Source organism: Acinetobacter sp. YH12120, from assembly GCF_013418795.1.
Classification (GTDB): domain Bacteria; phylum Pseudomonadota; class Gammaproteobacteria; order Pseudomonadales; family Moraxellaceae; genus Acinetobacter; species Acinetobacter towneri.
The window spans coordinates 20,072-44,429 of sequence record NZ_VPBI01000019.1 but is presented as its reverse complement, the minus strand read 5'-3'; the positions used below and the strand labels follow the sequence as shown (position 1 = coordinate 44,429).

The following is a 24,358-nucleotide window of genomic DNA, read 5'->3' as shown; positions in this document are numbered from 1 at the left end:
GATCAAACTCTTCAGTTAAAATCATTTTGAAGTTTTAATCTAAACTTCCAAATCTGGCTCATCAATTTTCTGACTTAAATTTCGCTCAAATAAACTTCGAGTAATTTAAACCAATCAATCAATGAAATATGTTCGATCAATCAATCAGTAAAAATCCACACAAGTTGTTCTTCATAATCTCTTAATGATCTTAATTTCTGCCTCGTCAGCAGAAATTTTAACACAAAACACTTCTAACAACTTAACCCTGTAAGCTAAGTTCGTAGGCTGTTTCGCGTCGGGATGGGTGCATTCTAGGGGATTTCAAAATCTTTGCAAGCCCCAAATTAGAATATTTTTCACGTATGTATTTTTTTTCTACAAAAATGCTTGGTTTTTTAATTTTTTAGCTATTTTTTCATCAAATTTAAATAAAAACTCTCCTCTACAATGCAGAGAAGACTTTTTTTATCCATACTTTTATGGGTTCAAATCGGTCAAGTTTTGAAGACTGCAATCAACGATTGCCAATGTATATGATTCGTTTCATCTTACGACATCTAAAAAATTTTACATCTCAGTTAAAAATGCTTTTGCATTATCCAAAATAATATTCCTACATACGGCGTACATCTAGCATTGATTTCATGTCAGCTTGGTGGTTTTGTCCGTTAATTCAAAGTTGATGCTTAGCATTTGCATTACCGACTTCAAGTTGACAAACCTACTCTTCTATTCGGCAAGTTTAGATCGCGCCATCCACATGCACTACCTACAAGAGGTTTTGCCGTATAAAAGTAGCTTTAGCTTTGAATTTTGAATTTAGGTCTTAAAGTTTTAAGAAAATTTTTATAAAACAAAGAGAAGTAATCTTACATTTTACCTTTAGATATAAACCACAACAAAACTAGAGGCAAAAAAAAGAAAGAGATCTCTCCCAAAATCTCTCCCTCGGAGTTGAATCTATATGCGATCCATATATCATTATTATAGTTATACGAAAAAAAGAGTCCCTTGGGGAAGGGACTTGTAAATTGTGGAGCTATAGTTATAAGTACCCTCTAGATCTGTTTTGTACACTGTGTCTAGATGGGTAAATCTTATACATAACTGAGCAAAAATGCAAGCTACTTGGCAAAATTTAAGTGTTGTTTTTATAAGGTTTTTTTTGAATTTACTTATTCATATAATTAATATACCAAACAGAAAATAAAAGCAGACCGAAGCCTGCTTTTATTTCAATCACTTAGAATGGACCTAGTCCGTAAATGTGACTTTGGCAATGGCTTTTTTGCCCGCCTGAATAATGTGTGTTGCGTTTTCTTTGACCGAGAAACCTGCGTCGACCACATTCCAATCCACTTTTACTGCGCCACGTGCCACAGCATCTTTGGCTTGTGCAGCATTTTTAGTTAAACCTGCAGCACGTACAATAGAAGCAATAAATAATTCACCACCAAATTCAGCACGTGAAATTGTTACTTCTGGCGTACCTTCAGGTAATTCACCTTCGGTAATAATATTACCCGCACCTTTATGGGCATTGGCTGCGGCTTCGCTGCCGTGGAAACGCTCAACCAATTCGAGTGCCAAAATCTTTTTGATTTCTTGCGGATTACGACCTTCTGCCATTTCTTTAAGCAAAATTTCAATTTCATCCATCGACTTGAAGCTGAGTAACTCAAAATAGCGCTCAATCAGACTATCAGGCATCGACAAGACTTTTTGATACATCGCACCCGGTGCATCAAATACGCCAATATAGTTGCCTAAAGATTTAGACATTTTATTCACGCCATCTAAGCCTTCAAGAATTGGCACAGTAATACAAACTTGCGCTTCCTGATCATAACGACCTTGCAAGGTACGTCCCATCAACAAGTTAAAGGTCTGGTCTGTACCGCCCAATTCTACATCGGCTTGTAATGCCACCGAGTCATAACCTTGTACCAACGGATACAAAAATTCGTGAATCGCAATCGGTTGCTGGTTGTTATAACGCTTGGTGAAGTCATCACGTTCCAACATACGCGCTACGGTTTGCTGCGATGCCAACTGAATTAAGTCTGCTGCAGTTTTTGTTGCAAACCATTCAGAGTTAAACACCACTTTGGTTTTATTTGGATCAAGAATTTTAAAAACTTGTTCCTGATACGTTTTGGCATTTTCCAAGACTTTTTCACGTGACAACGGCGGACGTGTAGCACTTTTACCTGTTGGGTCACCAATCATGGCAGTGTAATCGCCAATCAAGAAAAATACTTCGTGACCTAAGTCTTGGAATACTTTTAATTTATTGATTAATACCGTATGCCCCAAGTGTAAATCAGGTGCAGTCGGGTCAAACCCCGCCTTAATTTTTAAAGGACGATTCTCTTTTAATTTCTTTAGAAGATCTTCTTCAGAAATAATTTCATGCGTGCCTCGTTGAATGAGAGCAAGTTGTTCTTCAGCCGGCAGGAAATTTGACATCACGAAATCCAAACACATCAGTTATTCAATTTGTGCGATATACTAACACTTTTTCAGCATATTGCAGGCTATAGAATAACCATGACAGCGATCTATATTGGGGTAATGACGGGCACAAGTATGGATGGTGTCGATCTTGTTGCTGCTTCTTTTGATCCACTGCAACTCCACGCGACCCTGACTTTGCCGTTTGATCCCGATTTACGTGACGAACTCATGGCACTGACTTTGCCAGGTGACAATGAAATTGACCGCATGGGCAAGGCAGATGTGGCTTTAGCCACCATGATTGGACATGGTATTAATAGCCTGATTGAAAAAAATAAACTGGATAAATCTCAAATTAAAGCGATTGGTTCGCATGGCCAGACCATTCGTCATCGTCCTGAACATGCTTTTACTTTACAAATTGGTGATCCGAACATCATCACCGAAATTACCCAAATTCCTGTAATTTCAGATTTTCGTCGTCGTGACATGGCTGCAGGCGGACAAGGCGCACCGTTAGTGCCCGCTTTCCATCAAAACTTATTCCAACATCCGAGTATTCATCGGGTAATTTTAAATTTAGGCGGCATTGCCAATGTCAGTTTGTTGCCTGCAGGACAGCCCGAAGCAGTATCGGGTTTTGATACAGGGCCTGCCAATATTTTAATGGATGCTTGGTGTGAGCGTTACACAGGACAACCTTATGATGAAAATGGCAATTGGGCTGCGTATGGACATCCGATTCGCAGCTTGTTAGATCGTTTACAAGCCCATGCTTTTTTCTCTAAAGAACCACCCAAAAGTACAGGGCGCGAAGACTTTAACTTGGAATGGCTAGATGAACAGGTTGCCGATTGGCGCAATGATGTGGAATATGACGAGCTGGAAGATAATCCTGAAAATATTCAAGCGACTTTATTAAAGCTCACCACCCGCGCGATTAAAAAAGCCATTTATCGTTCAGGCATGGATACAGGTGAAGTCTATGTCTGTGGCGGTGGTGCCTATAATTCTTATTTGCTAGAGCAATTGCGCTGGCGTTTGCGCAAACATCAATGGACTGTACAAAGTACAGCCGATTTAGGGCTAAACCCAACATGGGTCGAAGCCACCGCCTTTGCTTGGTTGGCAATGCGTTTTTGTCAGCAATTAAGTGGCAATTTACCTGCGGTCACAGGGGCTAAAGGTGATCGCATTTTAGGTACCATGACTTTGGTTTAAGGATGCACTTTTAAACCAGATCAGTAGCAACAAAAAAGCCTTTCCTCTTCTATATAGGAAAGGCTTTGATCATTTTGAGTGCATCAATCTACTTTTTCAGATGCTGATACTCAAAAATATTTAAATCATACTTAGATTGAGAATGAAGAACCACAACCACAAGTCGTGGTTGCATTCGGGTTTTGTACCACAAAACGCGAACCTTCCAAGCCTTCAATATAGTCCACTACCGAGCCAACTAAATATTGATAGCTGAGTGAATCGACCAGCATTTTTACATCGCCATTCACAAATTCTGCATCATCTTCATTTTGGCTTTCCGCAAAGTTAAAGCCATAAGAAAATCCTGAACAACCGCCACCTGTCACATATACACGTAGCATTAAGTCTTGATTACCTTCACTGTCACGCAATTGGCGAACTTTTTTAGCAGCGTTGTCGGTGAGCTCAAGTGCTTGGGCATTCATGATGGATTTTCCTCAGGTACAATTCAGATGTCTTTTCTGCAAAAAGACCACTTATCAAGTATAGCATACTCAATATTGGGACGGTGATGCAGAATTAAAGTGAATTCTGAGTAATTACCTCAAGATTCTCCAATTATTTGTAATTTTCGTCCTGCAAGCCACATTCAAAATTGGTTGGCGCTTCTTTACAGCGGAATTGCCACAATAATTTCATCATGCGTTTGTCATAAACACCACGTTTAGTTAAATCAATCCGCGATTCACGCATCATTTTTTGATAACCCGGTTGATCTGCTGCAGGCACTTGCATCCAATATTTTGCAGGAATATCGGCTTTCATTTTGCCTAAAATACCAAAGGCACGTGGTAACTGCCCTTTCACCCATTCACGTGATTTTTGCCCAAAACCTGCAGGGAATTTATCTGGGCGGATAATAATATTGCCCGTGACCTGTAAAATTGGATAATTCACAATCGCGCCTTTAGTGCCTAAGCCTTTATGTAGTTCCAAAGGACGGAATACTGCAGCAGGCGCACCAATAATATCGACCTGACCATTGTTAAATTTACTGCCAAAATTGGTGACATCGGCACTGACTGCTTGCGCACCAATTTGCTGTACCATAATTTTTTGCGCTTGGTCATAATCTAAAACAGCAATTTTTTTCCCCGCGGCTTTGGCGACACTATTAATACTGCGGTCATTCACCATCAAAAAGGCATCACCCACAGGAATGACACCTGCGACTTCATACTGACCATTGCGCATATATTTGGCGAAAGCAGGACTTGCCAAACCTTGCATGACTTTGACTGCCAGTTTTAAATCTGGAATCGCGCCAATTGCATCCAATGAGCCTGTAAAATGGTTAAATTGACGACCACGCATGCCCGTCACACTAATACCATCACATTTTCCTGCTTTAAAATCTTCTGCAATCACGCCTTCGTTTTGACCTACGCGTAACTCAATCTCTGCACCCCAGTTTTTGGCCGCCAATTGATAGTCTTGCATTAAGTTATAGACATCACCGTTTTTACCGACCAAATCGAATACACAGACCACTTGTTTGGCCTGCGCTGCACTAGCGACTAAAGATAAGCCTGCGCCAAATAATAAAGCTTGCGTCCATTGTTTCATTTCTAGTTCCTTCCATTTTTTGTTTTTCTGCGCACAGTTGATCCAAACCTTCAATTTAGTATCACTGTTCTTTTATCAAGCTCAGATTAGCGAATTTTGATTTTTTGGCTGATATGGCTCAATTGACGAATCTTTCATTATAAAAAACCTAGAGATCTAGGCTTTTTTATTAAAAATCAATCTATTCACCACCTAGTGAACATTCAAAATTGGTTTTTTCGACAGAACAACGAGCGCGTTTTAACACACTCATCATGGCAGGGTCATAAATACCGCGTTTGGTCATATCCATACGTCCATCACGTAGCATTTTTTGATATTTAGTTTTATCTTCTGCGCTCAAGTTCATTTTATATTTGGCTGGAATTTCACCTTCTAAACGATTAATCATACTCATCGCTTTAGGCAGATTTTTTACAAACCAATCTCGTGATTTTTGCCCAAAGCCCGCAGGGAATTGTTCAGGGCGAATCACAAAGTCTGCGGTCACTTGTAATACAGGGAAGTTAAACATCGCCCCGTGATTACCTAAACCCTTGTAGATTTCTAAAGGTTTGTACGCATAGGCAGGCGCACCGACCATATCGACCTGACCATTGTTAAATTTCGCCACAAAGTTAGATACATCAGAAATGACAGCTTGCGCACCGACACGCTGCACCATAATTTTTTGTGCATCGTCATAGCCCAATACCGCAAACTTTTTCCCTGCTGCTTTTTCAATCGAGCTGATGTTCTTGTCGCGCACAAAAATAAAGGCCGAACCTAAAGGTGAAATACCCGCAACTTCATATTTCTTGCCACCTAAATTGGTAACCATTTTCGCTTCATTACGTTGATCTAAAGCAAAGCTGATGGCACGTTGTGCAATCGCATTACTTGGCGCACCACCTAAAGCATCAATCGAGCCTGCAAATTTATTGTATTGGCGAGCACGCATGGCGGTCATAAATACCCCATCACATTTGCCTGCTTTAAAATCATTGTCTGCGACAGCTTCATCCTGACGTGGAATTAAATTGACTTCTGCACCCCAGCCTTTTGCTGCTAGCGCCCACTCTTGTGCCATCTGAAAAGATTCACCTGACTTACCCAGTAAGTCAAAGACACATACATCTACTTTTGCTGCTTGCGCCTGAGCACTGAAACCGATCGCTGCGAATGCTGTCAATGTTGCGCTGACCCATATTTTTTTCATTGTTTCGATCCTTCTACAGATTTTTTTATTTTTGAGTGTCCGTACACGAAACAAATATTAAGCAAGTTCAAATTAAAAAAATAGAGCATTTACTCGAATTTCATCTGTCAATTCTGCCAAAACCTTATACTGCCTTATTTAAGCGATCATTTTTATTTCATAATTCACTTATATTTTATAGATTTAGATCAAAATAAAGATCATTTCCAACATGCACGTATTTTGTGCTTGTTTACAAAGTCATAAAAAAAGCCTGTTGTTAGATCATAATTTTTAAACATCACAAGAGAGATTTTTCGCAAATCACAAATAAAACTGGGCTTATTTTTGTTTTCTGGTGGGCTTCCATTAGAATATGCCTAACTTTTGTTGTGACCAGTAAACACCATGATTCAACTTGACCAAGTTTCTTTACGCCGCAGTGGACGTGTTTTATTTCAAAAAGCGTCTATGCAAATCCATCCAGGCTGGAAAGTCGGTCTTACAGGTGTCAATGGTGCAGGAAAATCCAGTTTATTTGCTGCGCTTTTAGGTAGTTTAACCCCAGACGAAGGTACGTTGAGCCGTCCGCAAGGCTGGACTGTGGCGCACATGGCACAGGAAGTTAAAGCATTGGATTTACCTGCGATTGATTTTGTGCTGTCGGGTGATGAAGAATACTGGAACATTCAACAACAACTGCAACATCCTGAACAATTAAATAATGACCAACTTGCACATTTGCATGGTCGTTTTGATGAAATTCATGGCTATACCGCACCCGCCAAAGCCGCACAACTGATGGCAGGTTTAGGTTTTATGGAACATCAAAACAGCTTGGCGGTCAGTAGTTTTTCTGGTGGATGGCGCATGCGTTTAAATTTGGCGCGTACCTTAATGAGTCGCTCCGAATTATTATTACTGGACGAACCAACCAACCACTTAGACTTAGATGCAATTTTATGGTTAGAAGACTGGCTTAAAGCCTATGCGGGAACTTTGGTGCTGATTTCCCATGACCGTGATTTTTTAGATGCCATTACCGATCATATTTTACATATTGAAAATAGTGAACTGACTTTATATACAGGCAATTATTCAACCTTTGAAACCACACGCAGTGAACGCTTGGCACAACATCAACAAGCGTATGAAAAACAATTAGAAACCCGTGCACATTTACAAAAATATATTGATCGTTTTAAAGCCAAAGCCACCAAAGCACGGCAGGCACAAAGCCGTATCAAGCAATTGGAACGCATGCAATTGCTTGCCCCTGCGCATGTAGATACACCATTTACCTTTAGTTTCCGTGAACCGACCAAAATGAGCTCACCCTTACTGACCTTGGAACAAGTCAGCATTGGTTATGCAGACAAAGTGATTGCCAGCAAAATTAACCTACAAATTACCCCGACCAGTCGTATTGGTTTATTGGGGATGAACGGCGCAGGTAAATCGACCTTAATTAAATCCTTAGTGGGTGAATTGGCGTTATTGGCAGGTACTCGCAAAGCCTCAGAATTACTCAATATTGGCTATTTTGCACAGCATCAAATGGATGCTTTAGATGATAGCGCCAGCCCGATGCTACAACTGGCACGCATTGCCGATAAAAAAATCAGCGAAGCCACTTTACGCGCCTTTTTAGGCAGTTTTGGTTTTAGTGGCGAACGTATGGACACGCCTTGTGAAAGTTTTTCAGGAGGTGAACGTGCACGTTTGGCTTTGGCTTTAATTGTCTGGCAACGTCCTAACGTACTGATTCTGGACGAACCGACCAACCATTTAGACTTAGATATGCGATATGCCTTAACCATGGCATTACAGGATTATGAAGGTGCAGTGGTATTGGTGTCACACGAACGTCAATTAATTGCCAGTGTCTGCGATGACTTACTCTTGGTTCATGCAGGACAATGCACAGAATTTGAAGGCGATTTACAAGATTATGCCCAATGGTTACGCCAAGCTCGTGCAGACATGCTTAAGCAAGGTACATCCAACACAGCTCCATCCAATCCAAGTCCAGTGGTTGAGAACAAGACTAACCCAGTCAAAGTAGATAAAGAAGCTCAACGCAAACTGGCAGCACAACGCCGTGAACAAACTCGCCCTATTCGTAAAAATATTGAAAAATACGAAGCGCAAATTGAAAAAATTCAACCGCGTCTGACTGAAATTGAAACCGAACTGGCAGATCCTGCCCTTTACGATGCCAACCGTAAAGATGATTTGCTCAAACTCATGAATGAGCAAAATGATCTGAAAACAAAATTGGCACAGGCAGAAGAACAAATGCTTGAATTGATGATGGAATTGGAAGAACTCGAAAGTAGCTTTGAATAGCCATACCGATGAGATTTTAACGCTATGCTAAATAGGGTTAAATCTCATCATATTTCGTAGAATATGCATTGTGTATGTTCCATACTTATAAGACACATTCGTAATAGTTTTAATCTTTAGTTTATCTTCACAATAACCACGCAAAGAAATTTAATTCACTCTCTGCGTTTGTTTATTTTTACTTATCAATCTTGCACCACAGCATAGTTGTATGACACCCCCACCCTGAATAAAAGTAAGACAACATAGCTACCAAGCAAGAAGTTTTGAATTTAAAACTCAGTGTGATTTTTAAATTCAAAATCTACAATTTAAATTTAAAAGCAAAAACTTAGTTATCCACAACTCAAACTAACTGTTATTTTAAATTCAAAACTCTAATTAAAGCCAAATCAATCCATTCTTTCATGGTTATTTTGAGTCATTGAATCTCAGTGATTCACAGAAAATCGCTGCTACTCGGCAGTAATTTTTGCTTTGCTAATACATAATTCTTGTATTTTCCAGCCCTGAATATAGCGCCAGATTTCTTGAATATACCCTTGATCATCCGCCAAACCAATTTGAATCCGACAGTTAACCTGCTCACGATCAAACTCATATTCTTCTAATTCAACATTCGGTTTGATCGGTTTCCAGACACCATTATTCACTGCATGCTGAATGTTGGCATAACGTGTTTCACGATTTTCCACACGTGATTCTGCCGTATAAACGACTTTAAAATCTTCATCTTCATAGTGTGCTAACAGCTCCACATTGCCAGTAAAAAAAGCATTCACCCATGCATCACGTGCTTGTTCTAATTGATTATCCATCTTAATGATTCTCCTATATTTTTGGCTTAATGTAGCTCAGCATGACAGAACAATAAGTCAGTTTTATAAAAGTTATTTGGATGAATCACGACAACAACAAAAGCCAAACATAAAAAAGCACTCCGTAGAGTGCTTATGGTTATGCGGATGATTTGGACGAATTAAGCGTCAATATCTGCATTTAAGGCATTTTCTTCAATAAAGGCACGACGTGGCTCTACATCATCGCCCATTAAGCAAGAGAACATGCGGTCTGCTTCAATGGCATCATCAATGGTGACTTGCAACATATTGCGGTTTTCTGGGTCCATGGTGGTTTCCCAAAGCTGTTCCGCGTTCATCTCACCTAGACCTTTATAGCGCTGAATCATCATGCCGCGACGCGAGTCTTGTAAAATGTGTTGCCACACTTGATGGAAATTGTTGACCGTAATTTTACGTTCACCTTTTTCCAAGTATGCACCTTCTTCAAGCAGCGTAAACCAGCTTTTTGAATTTTTCAGCAAACGTGCATATTCAGCTGAACCTAGCAAACCTGTGTCTAGCAAATAAGTATGGGGCAAGTTGTGCACATATACCGTGATTCGTGGCCAATACGTTGCAGATTTTTGACCATCCACATCTTCTTTTTCAAACTGTTCGATGCTTAATTCAGGACGCAAACTTGGCTGTAATCGTTCAATGCTTTGACGTAATTGCTCGCCCCATTGTTGTACATAGGCCTGATCTGCTGCTTGATCAATTTTAAAGGCATCTAGCTCCAATAAACCATCCAACAGACTTGCAGGATAACGCAGCGTTAAACGACTCAAACTCTTTTGTGATGTTTGATAATCAGCAATGACTTTGGCTAAAGCCTCGCCACGAATTGCAGGTGCATCAGCACTCACATGCAGCTCCAGTTCATCAATCGCATTAGAAATTAAATAGGTTTCTAAAGCATCGTTATCTTTGATGTACTGTTCCTGCTTGCCTTTTTTCAGCTTATACAATGGTGGCTGTGCGATATAAATATGACCGCGCTCGACCAATTCTGGCATTTGACGGAAGAAGAAGGTCAAGAGCAAGGTACGAATATGTGAACCATCTACGTCAGCATCGGTCATGATGATGATTTTGTGATAACGCAGTTTGTCTGGGTTATATTCTTCACGACCAATACCACAGCCCAAAGCAGTAATTAAAGTACCTACTTCTGCCGATGAAATCATCTTGTCAAAACGGGCACGTTCCACGTTCAGGATTTTACCTTTCAGTGGCAAAATCGCCTGCATTTTACGGTTACGACCTTGTTTAGCCGAACCACCTGCCGAGTCACCCTCGACTAAATATAATTCAGATAATGCTGGGTCTTTTTCCTGACAGTCGGCCAATTTACCTGGCAAACCTGCAATATCCAAAGCACTCTTACGACGCGTCATTTCGCGGGCTTTACGCGCTGCATCACGGGCACGTGCTGCATCAATAATTTTACCCGCGATAGATTTTGCTGCTTGTGGATTTTCCAATAAATATTCAGAGAAAGATTTATTCATGGCCTGCTCAACAGCAGGTTTCACTTCACTCGACACCAATTTTTCTTTGGTTTGTGATGAAAATTTTGGATCTGGCACTTTGACCGACACAATCGCGGTTAAACCTTCACGTGCATCATCGCCTGAAACCACAACTTTTTCTTTTTTCAGGATATTTTCGCTTTCCATGTAGTTGTTTAAACCACGGGTCAGCGCAGCACGGAAGCCTGCTAAGTGCGTTCCACCATCTTTTTGTGGAATGTTATTGGTAAAGCAACGTACGTTTTCCTGATAGGAATCATTCCACTGTAAAGCAACTTCTACGGTAATTCCGTTTTCAGCCTGCGTGGTGAAATGAAAAATCTCATTCAGATGTGTTTTGCCTGCATTGATATATTTCACAAATTCAGACAAACCGCCTTCATAGTCAAAAATATGTTCTAAATTGACACGTTCATCACGCAGTACAATACGCACGCCCGCGTTTAAGAAAGACAGTTCACGCAAGCGACGCGCCAAAATATCAACATTAAAAATAGTTTGGCTAAAAGTTTCAGCACTTGGCCAAAAACGCACAGTCGTGCCTGATTGATCAGTTTCGCCGACCACTTTCAGAGGATATTGCGGATCACCATGACGGTATTCCTGTTGGTGAATTTGACCCGCGCGTTTAATCGTTAATTCAAGTTTACTCGATAAAGCGTTGACCACCGACACACCAACGCCGTGCAAACCGCCCGACACTTTATAACTGTTGTCATCAAACTTACCACCTGCGTGCAGAATGGTCAGAATGACCTCTGCTGCAGAGACACCTTCTTCAGGGTGAATATCGGTTGGGATACCACGACCATTGTCAGATACGCTGACAGATTCATCTTCATGGATAGTCACCAAAATTTCATCACAATGACCCGCCAAAGCTTCATCAATAGCGTTATCGACTACCTCGAACACCATGTGATGCAAACCTGTACCATCATCTGTATCACCGATATACATGCCTGGGCGTTTACGAACAGCATCTAGGCCACGCAATACTTTGATACTAGAGGAATCATAAGCCTTTTCATTGGTTTGTTCTGTAGTAGAGACAGATTGATCTTCTGAACTCATGGTTTCTCCCTAGTGAAAAATAGGTCTATCCAAAGATAAAAAAATTATTGCTCAACAGCCTGCACCGTTCCGTGATCGACCTGAAATAAGCGATAAGGAATCGACAACGCTTGTAAGTGTTGTTGCACGGATTGATGATCTAAAGTGGTAATAAAAACTTGACTACCCAATTGGCTTAATCGTTCAATTAAACGTTGTTGTGCGCTTAAATCTAATTCTGCTGTCAGATCATCTAATAATACCACAGTTTCCTTATTAGACGCATGCAGCATTGCAATCTGTGACAGTTTTAATGCCATAATCAATAGCTTTTTCTGCCCACGTGACAGCACCACATCGGCATCACCCATTGGGGTTTTTAAGCGTAAATCGGCGCGGTGTGGCCCATATTCGGTATAGCGACGTTCCACATCTTTTTGATGATAATTGCACAGATCATTCAACAAGCCTGTTTCGGTATGAAAGCCTGCGCTGTATTCCAGACTAATGTGTAAATCAGGCAATAAATACTGTAAATCTTGTGCAAAAAATTGCTGCCATTGTTCCACCGTTCCCAAACGCTGCCGATGCAAAATCTCACCATAATCACTGAGCATTTTGTTCCACGGTTCCAAGTCCGACAGACTTAAATGTCGCTTTGATTTAAGCAAACTATTACGTTGTTTTAAGGCACGTGAATAATATTGCCAAGCGTGATAAAACTCTGGTTCCACGTGGAACATCAACCAGTCCAACAGTTGCCGTCGTGGTTTTGCACCATGGTCAATAATATCGGTACTGAGTGGATCAATATGTTGTAAAGGCAGAATTTTAGCCAATTGCCCTTGGGTCGCAACAGGGTCGCCATTGACCTTAATCAACTGCTCACCCGATGCCATTTTTTGCATGCCAATTTTTTCAGTCAATGACTGAGCAAATACAATCGCATCTTGGCTACTGTTCTGAATGTAATTTTTAGGAATATGGGTGCGAAAAGAACGCCCTGTCGCCAATAAATGAATCGCTTCTAAAATCGAGGTTTTACCCGAACCATTTTGCCCATAAAAGACGTTAAACGGCTGCAACTCATGAAGTGCAACCGCTTTTAAGTTCCGAACACGCTCGATATGTAAACGCGTAATATGCATGATTCAGCTAGATTTAATCTTGAAATAAACCGCTCACTTAAACACGCATTGGCATCACAACATAGGTTTGATCTTGATGTGCTGGATCTTGTACCAATACCGATTGATTGGCTTCGGTCATGGTCATCGATACATCATCGCCATCCAATGCCCCTAATACGTCCAATAAATACTGTGCGTTAAATGACATTTCTAACGGCGAATCGGCATATTGAATCGCTAAATCTTCAATTGCTTCATCTTGTTCTGGGTTATTGGCACGTAATTGCAAGGTGTCCGCACTAAAATTCAGGAATACGCCACGCAATTTTTCATTACTTAAAATCGCCACACGCTGTAAAGATTGTTTAAATACATCATGCGCGATCAGCACGTTTTTATCACCACCACGTGGAATCACACGGCGATAATCTGGGAACTTACCATCAATTAATTTAGTGGTAAAACGCACGGTAATTTCTGCTTGTTCTTTATCACGGCTTGGGGTGCGAATGGTCACATTCAGCAATTCACGCCCAATTAAAAGTGCCAGTTGTTCATCTTCAATGCTCAGCAAACGCTGCAATTCAGCCACAGCTTTACGCGGCACAATGGCTTGAATTAATTGAGTAGCTGTCGAAGATGCCGCTGTTTCACACAAGGCCAAACGGTGACCATCTGTGGTCACAGCACGTAATTGGTTTTCATCAATTTCTAACAAAGTACCCGTTAAATAAAAACGTACATCCTGCACTGCCATCGCAAACGCAGTTTTTTCAAACAAACGCTTCAGCTCACGCTCAGTAACCGTCACTTGCGTACCTTGAGCATTTTCTGTAGCCAATAATGGATAATCTTCCGCAGGCAAAGTACCTAATACAAAGCGGCTATTGCCCGATTTTAAAATACAGCGCTGATCTTCAGTGATTTGCAAATCAATCAAAGCTGCGCTTGGTAAAGATTTACAAATATCCATCAGTTTACGTGCAGGCACTGTAGTTTCCCCTGCCTGTAAACATGCCCCTTCAGTCAGATTCGTACTGGCAACCAATTCCACTTCCAAGTCCGAACCAGTAATGGTTAAGGCTTGCTCAGTCACCTGAACTTTGACATTGGATAAAATATTTAAGGTATGGCGACGTTCAACCGCTCCTACGACATGTGACAGAACATTCAGTAAGCTTTCTTTCGCGATTTTTAAACGCACGGTACATTCCTCTAACAACTGAAGATTGGAGTATAAAATAGGTTTTTTAGCAGTGTACTATGCGGCAAAAGCTGCCGCATGGCAAGAACAGAATTTGAGCAAATTCGGTCAACTTTGCAACAATCGTTGCAGGTTTTTATAGTCTTCGTTAAAGATCGGATCTTCTTCGCGCAGGCTTTGTACTTTTTCGCAGGCATGCATCACGGTACTGTGATCACGGCCACCAAATGCCATACCAATTTCAGGGAAACTGTCGCCTGTCAGCTCACGTGCCAAGCCCATTGCCAACTGACGTGGACGCGCATAAATACGGGTACGTTTTGGCCCCACCAATTCTTTGAGCGGAATACGGAAATATTCACTCACGACTCGCTGAATATTTTCGGTACTGATGGTACGTGCGCGAATTGCCAAGACATCTTTTAAAGATTCACGTACCACATCTAGATCGATTGGGGTGCCTTTAAAACGGGAAATTGCCACCACTTTATTGAGTGCACCTTCAAGTTCACGCACATTAGCCACCACTTGCTGGGCAATAAATAAAGCACAGTTACGTGGTAAATCTACGGCGCTGCTTTCAGCTTTCTTTAATAAAATTTCAATTCGGGTTTCAATATCTGGCGGTTCTACCCCGACTGATAAGCCCCAAGAAAAACGTGACACCAAACGTGCATCCAATTCGGTTAATTCTTTTGGATAACGGTCTGAAGTCAAAATAATCTGTTTAGATTCATCCAATAAAGCGTTAAAGGTATAGAAAAACTCCACCAAACTGGCTTCTTTACCTGCCAATAAGTGAATGTCATCCACCAATAACAAATCTAAAGAGCGGCAGTTTTTCTTAAATTCTTCAACCTTGCCCTGCTGCAAAGAGCTGACAAAATCCTGCACAAAACTTTCTGCAGTCATGTACATCACCCGTGCATTCGGTTTGGCTTGCAACAAAGCATTGCCCACCGCTTGCATCAAGTGAGTTTTACCCAAACCTGTTGGGCCATACAAAAATAATGGGTTGTGCTGTGAAGCCCCCAATTGGGTCAATACCTTGCGACAGGTTTCCGCAGCCATTTGGTTAGAACGACCTTCCACAAATAAGGAAAAGGTAAATAACGGATTGAGTTGGCGTTTACGGCTTTTTGCAGAACTTTCTTCTTTTTCACGTTTAGGCTTGGCCACAGGCGCAGGGCTAGATTCCAGCGCAGCAGTAGTGGTAGCAGGTTGTTCACTGGCCGATAAAATTGCACCTGGACGCGAATCGACTAAAATTTCGACCTTACGCACGCGTCCCTCAGACAACTGCTCTGCCAAAATAGTAATCAATTCCAGATGATGTTCTTGAATGTAACGCGTCCAATAAGGATTAGGCGCATAAAGTTTTAATGTATCTTCAACTTCTTCTGCCACCAATGGGCGAATCCACATTGTAAAGACATTTCCAGAGAGCTCTTGTCGCAAGCGATTTAAGCAGTCCGTCCAAAGCATGTGAAACCCCTATCTAATCCATTTTTAAATTTAAAACTTCTCTCGACCGCCTGAGCGGGTCGCCATTCTAACCAAGTTATCCACATCTGTCATGACAAAATCAGCAAAATTGCTCAAAAAAGGAATCATTAAACCTGAATTTAAATTTGAAACGTGGTGTGGATAAGTTTATCCGCAAGGTGTGGATAAAATATAGCACAAAGTTATCCACATAATATTAAAATTATAGAAACACAGATATCCACAATTCAAAATTTTGTTTTATAAAAGAAAAAGTGGGTTTTCAACAGAAAAATGCGTCCCTAATAGTAATAAATTTAAATTTATAAATTTGAATTTATTTATAAGAAACGTTGCAACTGTGGATAATTCAATCTGAGTTTAAATTTAAATTCAAAACCGAAAATTTTAAAATTAAACAGAATAAGCTTGTGGATAATTATGTGAATAATACTGTTAATAACTTATTAGTCAAGCATAAACAATTACTTATCTTGTGTATACTTTAATTTGTATGATCAACCAGTCAATTGAGCGAAAACTTGTTAAAAAGAAAAATTTAGGCTTATTTTGCAAGAAACCGTGTTTTTCATTGACAGCTCAAGCAATGAGCACTAAAATCGCGGACCTTTATAGAAAGATCATTTTTGGAGTTTCGATATGAAACGTACATTTCAACCATCTGAATTAAAGCGTAAGCGCGTTCATGGTTTCCGTGCTCGTATGGCTACTAAAGCTGGTCGTCAAGTATTGGCTCGCCGTCGTGCAAAAGGTCGTCACAGCTTAACTGTTTAATACAGTCACGCTGAACCGACTCTTGGGTGTTATGACAACACTTTATGGCTTCAGCACAGAGTTGAGATTACGCTGTGCTGCCGATTATAAAGGTGTGTTTGATGGTGCGCTTTTTAAAGTGCATCAACCCCATTTCTTATTTCTTGCAAAACATTCCGAACTGCCGAATAGCCGTTTGGGTCTTGTCGTTGCAAAAAAGAAAGTGCGTCGTGCACACGAACGAAATCGAGTAAAACGACTTGCTCGCGAAAGTTTTCGCTTACACCAACAGCAATTAAATGACTTAGATATTGTGGTAATGCCCAAAGTTGGGGTAGATACGGTATCTAATGCGGAATTGCATCAGCAATTACAATTTGCTTGGCAGAAGTTACAACGTCTCGCCAAAAAGCATTCAAAAATAGCTCCCTCCCCACAAAAGTAGAGATGGCCAATGGTACTTTTACTGCATTGGTTGATACGTTTCTATCAGATCGCGATTAGTCCTTTATTGGGACCACGCTGTCGCTATATTCCAACATGTTCTCAATATTCTTTGGAAGCAGTCCATACGCATGGTGCTGTACGTGGTGTGTGGCTGGCTACAAAACGTATTTGTCGTTGTCATCCGTGGGGTGGTTCGGGCTATGATCCGGTGCCGCCAAAAGTCATTCGTTTTATTTCATTTCAGCAAATAGATTCTCAAACGCATCACATTACTGTACCCTTTCGTGATCGTTTATTGAACCAAAATCACTCTAACCACTTGGGGTAATAGATATGCAACAATGGGCCAGGTTTGCAATTCTCGGGGCCATGTTTGTCGTCGCATATTTGCTCATTTTGGCGTGGCAAAAAGATTATGGAAATGCTGAAACAGCACCGCAGCAAAAAACTGCCGTTGTTTCACATGAAGTGTCTGCAGATTTGCCGAATGCCCAAACGGCTACAGCAGCTTCTGATGTACCGCAAGCAAATATTCCTGCACAGCAAACAACCGATGCCACAGCACCTGTAAGTCAGCAGCTTATTTCAGTACAAACTGACCTTTATCATCTTTGGATCAATCCGAAAGGTGGTGATATTGTTCGTGTTGAATTACTCAATCATGACAAAAATAAAGACAGTGACGATCCTTTCGTCATGCTGGAAAGCGATGCTAAGCGCACCTATGTCGCGCAATCTGGGTTAATCGGGCTGAATGGTCCAGACAGTAGCCGTAATGGCCGCCCAAGCTATGAAATTGAAAAATCGACTTATAGCTTAGCCGATGCCAAAGAAAGCAAAAATAAAGCGGGTGAAACAGTTAAAACTTTAACTGTCCCAATGGTATATAAAACTGCCGATGGTGTAGAAATCATTAAAACCTTTAGTTTTACTGAAGGTGAATATCCTGTGCTGGTGAATCACAAAGTGATTAACCGCAGCAGCCAAAACTGGCAAGGTCAGATGTTTGGTCAGTTGAAACGTGATAATTCAGATGATCCAGGCAAGTCAGATCAAGGTATTTTTACCTTGGGTACTTTCCTTGGCGGCGCATGGGGAACACCTGAAGAACACTACAACAAGTTGAAATTTGACAATTTTAATGACGAAAAATTGAATGTCGATGCAACAGGTGGTTGGGTGGCCGTGGTTCAGCACTATTTCGTGAGTGCATGGGTTCCGGGGCAGTTAAAATTGACGCAGGCCGATGGTCAACCGTATGCAGCGAAGTTGGAATCACGTAAATCTAGCGATGAAATGAACATCATTGGTTTTACCTCGCCAACCATTAATGTCCCTGCAGGTACGGTGGCAGAAGTTGATGCGACCTTCTACTCTGGTCCAAAAATTCAGTCTGAATTGAAAGATTTGGCGACAGGTTTGAACCAAACTGTGGATTATGGCTGGTTATGGCCAATTGCAAAATTATTGTTTATTGGTTTGCAATTCTTCCATGGTTTAGTGGGCAACTGGGGTTGGTCAATCATCTTATTAACCGTTCTTGTCAAACTGATTCTTTGGCCGTTATCGTCTAAGAGCTATCGTTCTATGGCGAAAATGCGTGTGATTGCACCAGAAATGCAGCGCATGAAAGAAGAATTTGGCGAAGACCGTATGCGTTTCTCGCAAGAAATGATGGCACTTTATAAACGTGAACAAGTGAATCCACTGTCAGGTTGTTTGCCATTGTTACTACAAATGCCAATTTTCCTTGCCTTGTACTGGGTATTGATGGAATCGGTAGAGTTACGCCATGCACCGTGGTTAGGTTGGATTCAAGACTTATCGGCAATGGACCCTTGGTTTATCTTGCCATTGTTGATGGGTGTGACCATGTATGTTCAACAAATGTTGAACCCACAGCCAACAGATCCAATGCAGGCAAAAATCTTCCGCATTATGCCTGTGGTATTTACCGTATTCTTATTGTTCTTCCCTGCAGGTCTAGTTCTGTACTGGATTGTCAACAACTTGATTACGATTTTGCAGCAAAGCTTGATCAACAAAAGTGTTGAAAAAGACCGCGCTAAACGAGAAGAGGCAACTCCAGTCAATTAAGTATGGCTGAGCTGCTGAATAAATCCGCTTAAGATGGTAATCTTAGGCGGATTTTTCTTTGCATATATTTTGAAAGTTTTAGGTGAATTTTATGTATAACCGCAGCACCATTGCCGCAATCGCGACTCCACCTGGCCGTGGTGGTGTGGGGGTGATTCGCCTGTCGGGACCAAAAGCCTATGCGATTGCCGCAGCCTTGACCCAAAAAGACTTACCCAAAGCACGTTATGCAGGTTTTCGCCAGTTTTACGATGCAGCCAATGAAGTCATGGATGAAGGTTTGGTGATTTGTTTCCCCAATCCTCATTCATTTACTGGCGAAGATGTGGTGGAACTACAAGGGCATGGTGGCCCAGTGATTCAAAATGCTTTATTGGCACGTTTACTGGAACTCGGTGCAACGGCTGCCAAAGCGGGTGAATTTTCGATGCGCGCCTTTGAAAATGGCAAGCTGGATTTGGTACAGGCCGAAGCCATTGCCGATTTAATTGATGCCACTTCACAAGCCGCTGCGCGTTCTGCAGTGCGTTCCCTTCAAGGGGCTTTTTCCACCAAAGTGAATACTGTGCTAGAACAGTTAATTCATTTACGTTTGCATGTTGAAGCTGCTATTGATTTTCCTGAAGAAGAAATTGACTTTTTGGCTGATGGGAAAATCCTCAATTTGCTAGATGAAGTGGCTACTTCGGTGACTGCTGTGCAACAATCTGCGCGTCAGGGACAATTGTTGCGTGAAGGTCTGCAGGTAGTGATTGCGGGCAAACCTAATGCAGGTAAATCTTCTCTACTCAATGCCTTGGCGGGTATTGAACGTGCAATTGTGACTGATATTGCGGGAACTACTCGTGACGTATTGCATGAAAAAATTACCCTAAATGGCTTACCAATTACCCTGACCGATACCGCAGGTTTACGTGAAACAGGGGATATTGTGGAGCAGGAAGGGATTCGCCGTGCAATTAAAGAAATTGAACAGGCGGATTTATTGTTATTGGTCTATGACTTGAGCCAAAACGAAGATCCGTTGCAATTGGCACAGCATTATTTTGCTGAACATATTGAACCGAAGCGTTTGATGTTGATTGGCAATAAATGCGATTTAACTGGTGTACAAGCTACAATTTCAGATTTTAATGGTTTTAGACATATTACTGTGTCGGCCAAACAAGAAACAGGTGTTCAATCGCTCATAGAGGCGATTACAGCGCATGCAGGCTTTCAGCCTGAAGAAGATACCTTTATTGCACGTACCCGTCATTTAGACGCAATGAAACGCACGCAGCAGTATTTGGCTGAAGCACGTGAGCAGTTGGTGGTCTATCATGCGGGGGAATTAGTAGCCGAGTCGTTACGTCTTGCACAGAATGCTTTGGGTGAGATCACTGGTGATTTTTCTGCAGATGATTTGTTGGGCAAGATTTTTGGATCGTTTTGTATTGGGAAATGATTTTTAGCGATTACTTCCTGATTTGATACAAAAATAGCATTAAGTTTGAGTGGCTTAGTGCTTTTTTATTATCCTATTTGGGGTGATCTGCTACTAAAAATCAGCCTATTCGTTAATGTTTAGTTTCTCATTCGGCACAAGCCCGATCTAACTTATGTCATATTTAAACGTTTCAATTTATCTTTATGAAAACCCATCAATAATCACGTAAGTCTTTTTAAACCGCAGCATTTAAAGCTATGATGAGAAAATAATCAAAAATTGGCGCTCAATTCAATCCTAAATGCACGAGATGAAATCTCTGATGGAGGTATTTGGATGTTTGAACTGGCTTTTTTACGTGAAATACTCATTTCTTCGGTTCATTTTTTGCAATTGTCACTCGAAGCCATTTCTGTGATTTGCGTGGTGATTGGTCTGGTTAAAACTTTATTGGTGCTGGTTCAGTTAAAATCGGGGCGTACTGCACGTTATTGTTTTGGGGATTGGCTCGCGACGGCACTTGAATTTCAGTTGGCTGCAGATATTTTAGCCACCACAGTAGATCCAGATTTAGATAGCCTAATTAAACTGGCGATCATTGCTGTCATTCGAACCTTTTTAAATTACTTCCTAACTAAAGAATTAGAGCATCAAACCATCAATGAAAAATAATGGCTGCTGAGTTTGAGATCAAACAGAAGACATAGTCCTAGTCATCTACAAAGTTTGAATATTTGAATAAACTCAGCTGATCCAAACCTTGTCCTGATTTTAGTTTGTCGTTTAGATGAAACTTCATCCTAAAACAGGTTTGTTCTGCAATTGGCGATACCAAATAATGATGTAGCCACACAGTAAGCAGATGGCTGCACAAAAGCTAAGTACGGCGGTGGTTAAACCAAAATGATCGGCCAGATAACCGACTGCAATAATTGGCAGAATTGTGCCTAAATAGCCCACAAATAAATAGGTCGACATCACTGCAGCGCGATTCTGTAGATTGGTCATGGCATGAATTAAGCCAAAAGCACCAATCAATGCCAACCCGTGTCCTATGCCTAGCAGCACATCACTCACAAAAAATAGAAAACTCCAATGTAAATACATGCATAAACCGAGTACCAATAAACTCAATAACAGCAAATACAGCCCATAATTTAGACATTTTTGTGCAGGAATGGCTTTAGAAAAATACTGCACCAGCGCTGAAATCAGCAAAATACAGGTGATGGCCAAACCACTGACCAAAGGCCCGTGCCACGGAATAATCACTTGCACAAAAGAGGGAGAGAGCGAAGCAAATAAACTAAAGGCAGCAAAGGCACAGAATGCGGTTAAACCTGTAATATAAAATTCTGCATGAAAGCGTGGTTCTGGGCGTTCTAATTTTGGGGCAATCGAGAAGGCTTGTGGCGTAAATTCAGGCGGTGCTAAACGTAACAATCCAATAAAACACAGTACTGCACCCAAAATGACAGGAATATATGGACTAAACAAAGGCGCTGCTGAAAATTGTGCCACACCACCACCGAGCAAAGGACCTAAGCCAAACCCGACTGCGGTAATGACTGAACTGAGCTGTGGCGCATGTGCTTTATGTGATTCGGGGATACTCCACATTAAGCCAATTAACGCCGATGTAGTCATAAGACCTGAAGCAATTCCAATCACAAAACGCCCCAAAGCAAGCCAAAGTGCATTGGTGGCAAACATAGACAGAATCAGTCCGAGGGTGATGATGACTAAACCCAATTCTAAGGTTTTTAAGAAGCCGATACTGTTGCTGGTACGCCCTAAAAAGAGCAAGGTAGCCAAACAACCGAGCATATACGCCACAAAAATAAAGGTGATATGGCTGGGTAAAAGCTGCCACAATTCCTGATAAATTGGATACAGCGGGCTTGCAAGTGCCGTGCCCATGGTGCCAATAATCAGGGCGAGGCTGATCATCACGAAAGGATGCCAAGATTGAGATTGAGTCATAAAAAACTCGATTGATGGCTAAACTGTTGAGTTTAGTCTCATATAGTGAGAAATATCACTCAGTGTAAAGACAAGCCTTGAATCTGGTCAAGCCTATTTGTGTTTAAGCATAGCGTTTCAGCAATTTCATAAACTCTTCCAGTTCATGTTCATCAATCGCGCATTGATCACCAATCACATGATGGCGTAAATGCGATTCGATTAACTCATTCATCAAACCATTGACCGCACCTTTAATGGCTGCGACTTGTTGTAAAACTTCAATACAGCCATGATCAGGATTGTGAAGTGCTTGTTCTACTGCCCCAATTTGTCCTTGTAGGCGTTTGACGCGATTTAAAATTTTCTTATCTGTATGTAAATGACCCAACACATCACCTCAATTTTTATATACTCTATGGGAGTATATTTAACAATGATTTCCCATTATGCGTCAGCAACACTCTCATCGTATGCATCCACATCAATTCGATCAAGGCAATCCGCTGGCGCAGAAAAAAATATTATATGCGGCTTTGCTGACGGCTGTCATGATGTTCTTGGAAATCTTGGGTGGTTGGATTTTTCATTCCATGGCTTTGCTAGCGGATGGCTGGCACATGAGCTCACACATGCTGGCGCTAGGCTTGGCTTATTTTGCCTATCGGGCAGCACGTCATTATGCAGCAGATACACGGTTTAGTTTTGGTACATGGAAAATTGAAATTTTAGCTGGCTATAGCAGCGCCATTTTATTGTTGGTGGTGGCTGCATTTATGGCAATTCACTCTATCGAGCGTTTATTTTTTCCTGTCGATATTCAGTATAACCAAGCCATCCCAATTGCAATTTTAGGGTTATTGGTCAATTTGATTTGTGCATGGTTATTACATGAAGATGATCACCATCACCATCACCATCACCATCACCATCACCATCACCATCACCATCACCATCACCATCACCATCACCATCATGAGCATACGCATGACAGCCATGACCTGAATCAAAAAGCCGCCTTTATGCATGTGGTGGCAGATGCGGTGACTTCAATTTTTGCGATTATTGCTTTAATTGCGGGTAAATATTGGGGCTGGGATTTTCTAGATGCACTGTTAGGTATTGTTGGTTCAATTTTAGTGGCGCGTTGGGCGATAGGTTTGATGCAGGAAACAGGGAAAACATTGCTGGATGCAGAAATGGATCATCCTGTGGTGGATGAAATTCGTGAAGTGATTGCAGAGTTACCAGTCAGTGTGATGATTACAGACTTGCATGTTTGGAAAGTCGGACAGGGTAAATTTTCCTGTATTTTGGCATTGGAAACCGCACACGATTTAGACGCAGATCAAGTCCGCACCGCCCTCGCCATTCATGAAGAAATTGTGCATATTTCAGTAGAAATTAATCCGCCATCAGGCTTGAATGTTCCACGTGAAACCTAAAGCGTTGCATAGCAAAAACGAGTTGTAGCAATTGCGTAATTCTGGCTTAAAAATACTGAATTCTGTGCAGCTTTCAGCTTAGAATCAGGCTAAATTTACTTTTAGATGAAACACATGATTAAACAATTGAGTTTAGCTGCCTTAATGGGATTATGCAGCGCCGT

At 41.3% G+C, this 24,358-nt stretch carries 20 protein-coding genes; 9 read left to right on the top strand and 11 right to left on the bottom strand.

The window, feature by feature from the left end; translation table 11 throughout:
* Window positions 1-1,236 precede the first annotated feature (1,236 nt).
* A complete protein-coding gene (gene tyrS / locus FTU58_RS11395) occupies window positions 1,237-2,469 on the bottom strand; it encodes a tyrosine--tRNA ligase (RefSeq protein ID WP_162495524.1) in 1,233 nt (410 codons plus the stop codon).
* A gap of 63 nt (window positions 2,470-2,532) precedes the next feature.
* On the opposite strand from tyrS, the gene FTU58_RS11390 reads away from it, so the two are divergent.
* The gene (locus FTU58_RS11390; protein WP_004969740.1) at window positions 2,533-3,660 is read left to right on the top strand and encodes an anhydro-N-acetylmuramic acid kinase; all 1,128 of its coding nucleotides are present in this window, start codon (window positions 2,533-2,535) and stop codon (window positions 3,658-3,660) included.
* Window positions 3,661-3,791: 131 nt separating this feature from the next.
* Here FTU58_RS11390 and erpA read toward each other — a convergent pair whose 3' ends face one another.
* The 3 genes from erpA to FTU58_RS11375 form a co-directional block, all read right to left on the bottom strand.
* Window positions 3,792-4,127 (bottom strand): iron-sulfur cluster insertion protein ErpA, encoded by a 336-nt coding sequence (gene erpA / locus FTU58_RS11385; RefSeq protein ID WP_004969742.1) that lies wholly within the window; start codon window positions 4,125-4,127, stop codon window positions 3,792-3,794.
* A 133-nt stretch (window positions 4,128-4,260) separates the two neighbouring features.
* Window positions 4,261-5,268, bottom strand: a complete 1,008-nt coding sequence (locus tag FTU58_RS11380; RefSeq protein WP_104852777.1) for a putative solute-binding protein — start codon at window positions 5,266-5,268, stop codon at window positions 4,261-4,263.
* A gap of 181 nt (window positions 5,269-5,449) precedes the next feature.
* Complete coding sequence (locus FTU58_RS11375; protein WP_180062447.1) at window positions 5,450-6,466, bottom strand: putative solute-binding protein; 1,017 nt, start codon at window positions 6,464-6,466, stop codon at window positions 5,450-5,452.
* 387 nt (window positions 6,467-6,853) lie between these two features.
* Between FTU58_RS11375 and FTU58_RS11370 the strand changes: the two genes are divergently transcribed.
* Window positions 6,854-8,794, top strand: coding sequence for an ATP-binding cassette domain-containing protein (locus tag FTU58_RS11370; protein ID WP_180062446.1), 1,941 nt, complete (start codon window positions 6,854-6,856; stop codon window positions 8,792-8,794).
* 455 nt (window positions 8,795-9,249) lie between these two features.
* Here the strand turns inward: FTU58_RS11370 and FTU58_RS11365 are convergent, their stop codons facing one another.
* The 5 genes from FTU58_RS11365 to dnaA form a co-directional block, all read right to left on the bottom strand.
* The gene (locus tag FTU58_RS11365; protein WP_004969754.1) at window positions 9,250-9,612 is read right to left on the bottom strand and encodes a hypothetical protein; all 363 of its coding nucleotides are present in this window, start codon (window positions 9,610-9,612) and stop codon (window positions 9,250-9,252) included.
* Between the two features lie 161 nt (window positions 9,613-9,773).
* A complete protein-coding gene (gene gyrB / locus FTU58_RS11360) occupies window positions 9,774-12,242 on the bottom strand; it encodes a DNA topoisomerase (ATP-hydrolyzing) subunit B (RefSeq protein WP_180062445.1) in 2,469 nt (822 codons plus the stop codon).
* Between the two features lie 44 nt (window positions 12,243-12,286).
* Window positions 12,287-13,369 carry a DNA replication/repair protein RecF gene (gene recF / locus FTU58_RS11355; RefSeq protein WP_180062444.1) on the bottom strand — a complete coding sequence of 361 codons (1,083 nt, stop codon included), beginning with the start codon at window positions 13,367-13,369 and terminating at the stop codon, window positions 12,287-12,289.
* A gap of 37 nt (window positions 13,370-13,406) precedes the next feature.
* Window positions 13,407-14,555: a DNA polymerase III subunit beta gene (dnaN, locus tag FTU58_RS11350; protein ID WP_004969759.1), complete on the bottom strand. Its 1,149-nt coding sequence runs from the start codon at window positions 14,553-14,555 to the stop codon at window positions 13,407-13,409.
* A gap of 108 nt (window positions 14,556-14,663) precedes the next feature.
* Window positions 14,664-16,040 (bottom strand): chromosomal replication initiator protein DnaA, encoded by a 1,377-nt coding sequence (gene dnaA / locus FTU58_RS11345; RefSeq protein ID WP_004969761.1) that lies wholly within the window; start codon window positions 16,038-16,040, stop codon window positions 14,664-14,666.
* Window positions 16,041-16,700: 660 nt separating this feature from the next.
* Between dnaA and rpmH the strand changes: the two genes are divergently transcribed.
* The 6 genes from rpmH (at window position 16,701) to FTU58_RS11315 (ending at window position 21,459) form a co-directional block, all read left to right on the top strand.
* A complete protein-coding gene (rpmH, locus tag FTU58_RS11340; RefSeq protein ID WP_000831329.1) occupies window positions 16,701-16,835 on the top strand; it encodes a 50S ribosomal protein L34 in 135 nt (44 codons plus the stop codon).
* Between the two features lie 31 nt (window positions 16,836-16,866).
* On the top strand, window positions 16,867-17,259 hold the full coding sequence (gene rnpA / locus FTU58_RS11335) for a ribonuclease P protein component (protein WP_004969764.1): 393 nt from the start codon (window positions 16,867-16,869) through the stop codon (window positions 17,257-17,259).
* Between the two features lie 9 nt (window positions 17,260-17,268).
* Complete coding sequence (gene yidD, locus FTU58_RS11330; RefSeq protein ID WP_004969767.1) at window positions 17,269-17,589, top strand: membrane protein insertion efficiency factor YidD; 321 nt, start codon at window positions 17,269-17,271, stop codon at window positions 17,587-17,589.
* Window positions 17,590-17,594: 5 nt separating this feature from the next.
* Window positions 17,595-19,358: a membrane protein insertase YidC gene (yidC, locus tag FTU58_RS11325; RefSeq protein ID WP_004969769.1), complete on the top strand. Its 1,764-nt coding sequence runs from the start codon at window positions 17,595-17,597 to the stop codon at window positions 19,356-19,358.
* 91 nt (window positions 19,359-19,449) lie between these two features.
* Window positions 19,450-20,805: a tRNA uridine-5-carboxymethylaminomethyl(34) synthesis GTPase MnmE gene (mnmE, locus tag FTU58_RS11320; RefSeq protein ID WP_180062443.1), complete on the top strand. Its 1,356-nt coding sequence runs from the start codon at window positions 19,450-19,452 to the stop codon at window positions 20,803-20,805.
* Window positions 20,806-21,123: 318 nt separating this feature from the next.
* Window positions 21,124-21,459 carry a DUF1622 domain-containing protein gene (locus FTU58_RS11315; protein ID WP_154321234.1) on the top strand — a complete coding sequence of 112 codons (336 nt, stop codon included), beginning with the start codon at window positions 21,124-21,126 and terminating at the stop codon, window positions 21,457-21,459.
* Between the two features lie 123 nt (window positions 21,460-21,582).
* Here the strand turns inward: FTU58_RS11315 and FTU58_RS11310 are convergent, their stop codons facing one another.
* Both FTU58_RS11310 and FTU58_RS11305 read right to left on the bottom strand, forming a co-directional pair.
* Window positions 21,583-22,770, bottom strand: coding sequence for an MFS transporter (locus FTU58_RS11310; RefSeq protein WP_171287397.1), 1,188 nt, complete (start codon window positions 22,768-22,770; stop codon window positions 21,583-21,585).
* A 103-nt stretch (window positions 22,771-22,873) separates the two neighbouring features.
* Window positions 22,874-23,140, bottom strand: coding sequence for a metal/formaldehyde-sensitive transcriptional repressor (locus tag FTU58_RS11305; RefSeq protein WP_004969779.1), 267 nt, complete (start codon window positions 23,138-23,140; stop codon window positions 22,874-22,876).
* Between the two features lie 58 nt (window positions 23,141-23,198).
* Here FTU58_RS11305 and dmeF point away from each other — a divergent pair, with 58 nt between their 5' ends.
* On the top strand, window positions 23,199-24,194 hold the full coding sequence (dmeF, locus tag FTU58_RS11300) for a CDF family Co(II)/Ni(II) efflux transporter DmeF (RefSeq protein WP_180062442.1): 996 nt from the start codon (window positions 23,199-23,201) through the stop codon (window positions 24,192-24,194).
* The last annotated feature ends 164 nt before the right edge of the window (window positions 24,195-24,358 follow it).

What these genes read in the sequence shown, in the direction of transcription:
- FTU58_RS11390 (WP_004969740.1), top strand. Translation starts at nt 2,533, where the DNA reads ATGACAGCGATCTATATTGGGGTAATGACGGGCACAAGTATGGATGGT.
- erpA (WP_004969742.1), bottom strand. Translation starts at nt 4,127, where the DNA reads ATGAATGCCCAAGCACTTGAGCTCACCGACAACGCTGCTAAAAAAGTT.
- gyrB (WP_180062445.1), bottom strand. Translation starts at nt 12,242, where the DNA reads ATGAGTTCAGAAGATCAATCTGTCTCTACTACAGAACAAACCAATGAA.
- FTU58_RS11310 (WP_171287397.1), bottom strand. Translation starts at nt 22,770, where the DNA reads ATGACTCAATCTCAATCTTGGCATCCTTTCGTGATGATCAGCCTCGCC.
- yidC (WP_004969769.1), top strand. Translation starts at nt 17,595, where the DNA reads ATGCAACAATGGGCCAGGTTTGCAATTCTCGGGGCCATGTTTGTCGTC.
- FTU58_RS11380 (WP_104852777.1), bottom strand. Translation starts at nt 5,268, where the DNA reads ATGAAACAATGGACGCAAGCTTTATTATTTGGCGCAGGCTTATCTTTA.
- rnpA (WP_004969764.1), top strand. Translation starts at nt 16,867, where the DNA reads ATGACAACACTTTATGGCTTCAGCACAGAGTTGAGATTACGCTGTGCT.
- tyrS (WP_162495524.1), bottom strand. Translation starts at nt 2,469, where the DNA reads ATGTGTTTGGATTTCGTGATGTCAAATTTCCTGCCGGCTGAAGAACAA.
- recF (WP_180062444.1), bottom strand. Translation starts at nt 13,369, where the DNA reads ATGCATATTACGCGTTTACATATCGAGCGTGTTCGGAACTTAAAAGCG.
- FTU58_RS11315 (WP_154321234.1), top strand. Translation starts at nt 21,124, where the DNA reads ATGTTTGAACTGGCTTTTTTACGTGAAATACTCATTTCTTCGGTTCAT.
- FTU58_RS11370 (WP_180062446.1), top strand. Translation starts at nt 6,854, where the DNA reads ATGATTCAACTTGACCAAGTTTCTTTACGCCGCAGTGGACGTGTTTTA.
- dnaA (WP_004969761.1), bottom strand. Translation starts at nt 16,040, where the DNA reads ATGCTTTGGACGGACTGCTTAAATCGCTTGCGACAAGAGCTCTCTGGA.
- FTU58_RS11365 (WP_004969754.1), bottom strand. Translation starts at nt 9,612, where the DNA reads ATGGATAATCAATTAGAACAAGCACGTGATGCATGGGTGAATGCTTTT.
- yidD (WP_004969767.1), top strand. Translation starts at nt 17,269, where the DNA reads ATGGTACTTTTACTGCATTGGTTGATACGTTTCTATCAGATCGCGATT.
- dmeF (WP_180062442.1), top strand. Translation starts at nt 23,199, where the DNA reads ATGCGTCAGCAACACTCTCATCGTATGCATCCACATCAATTCGATCAA.
- mnmE (WP_180062443.1), top strand. Translation starts at nt 19,450, where the DNA reads ATGTATAACCGCAGCACCATTGCCGCAATCGCGACTCCACCTGGCCGT.
- rpmH (WP_000831329.1), top strand. Translation starts at nt 16,701, where the DNA reads ATGAAACGTACATTTCAACCATCTGAATTAAAGCGTAAGCGCGTTCAT.
- FTU58_RS11375 (WP_180062447.1), bottom strand. Translation starts at nt 6,466, where the DNA reads ATGAAAAAAATATGGGTCAGCGCAACATTGACAGCATTCGCAGCGATC.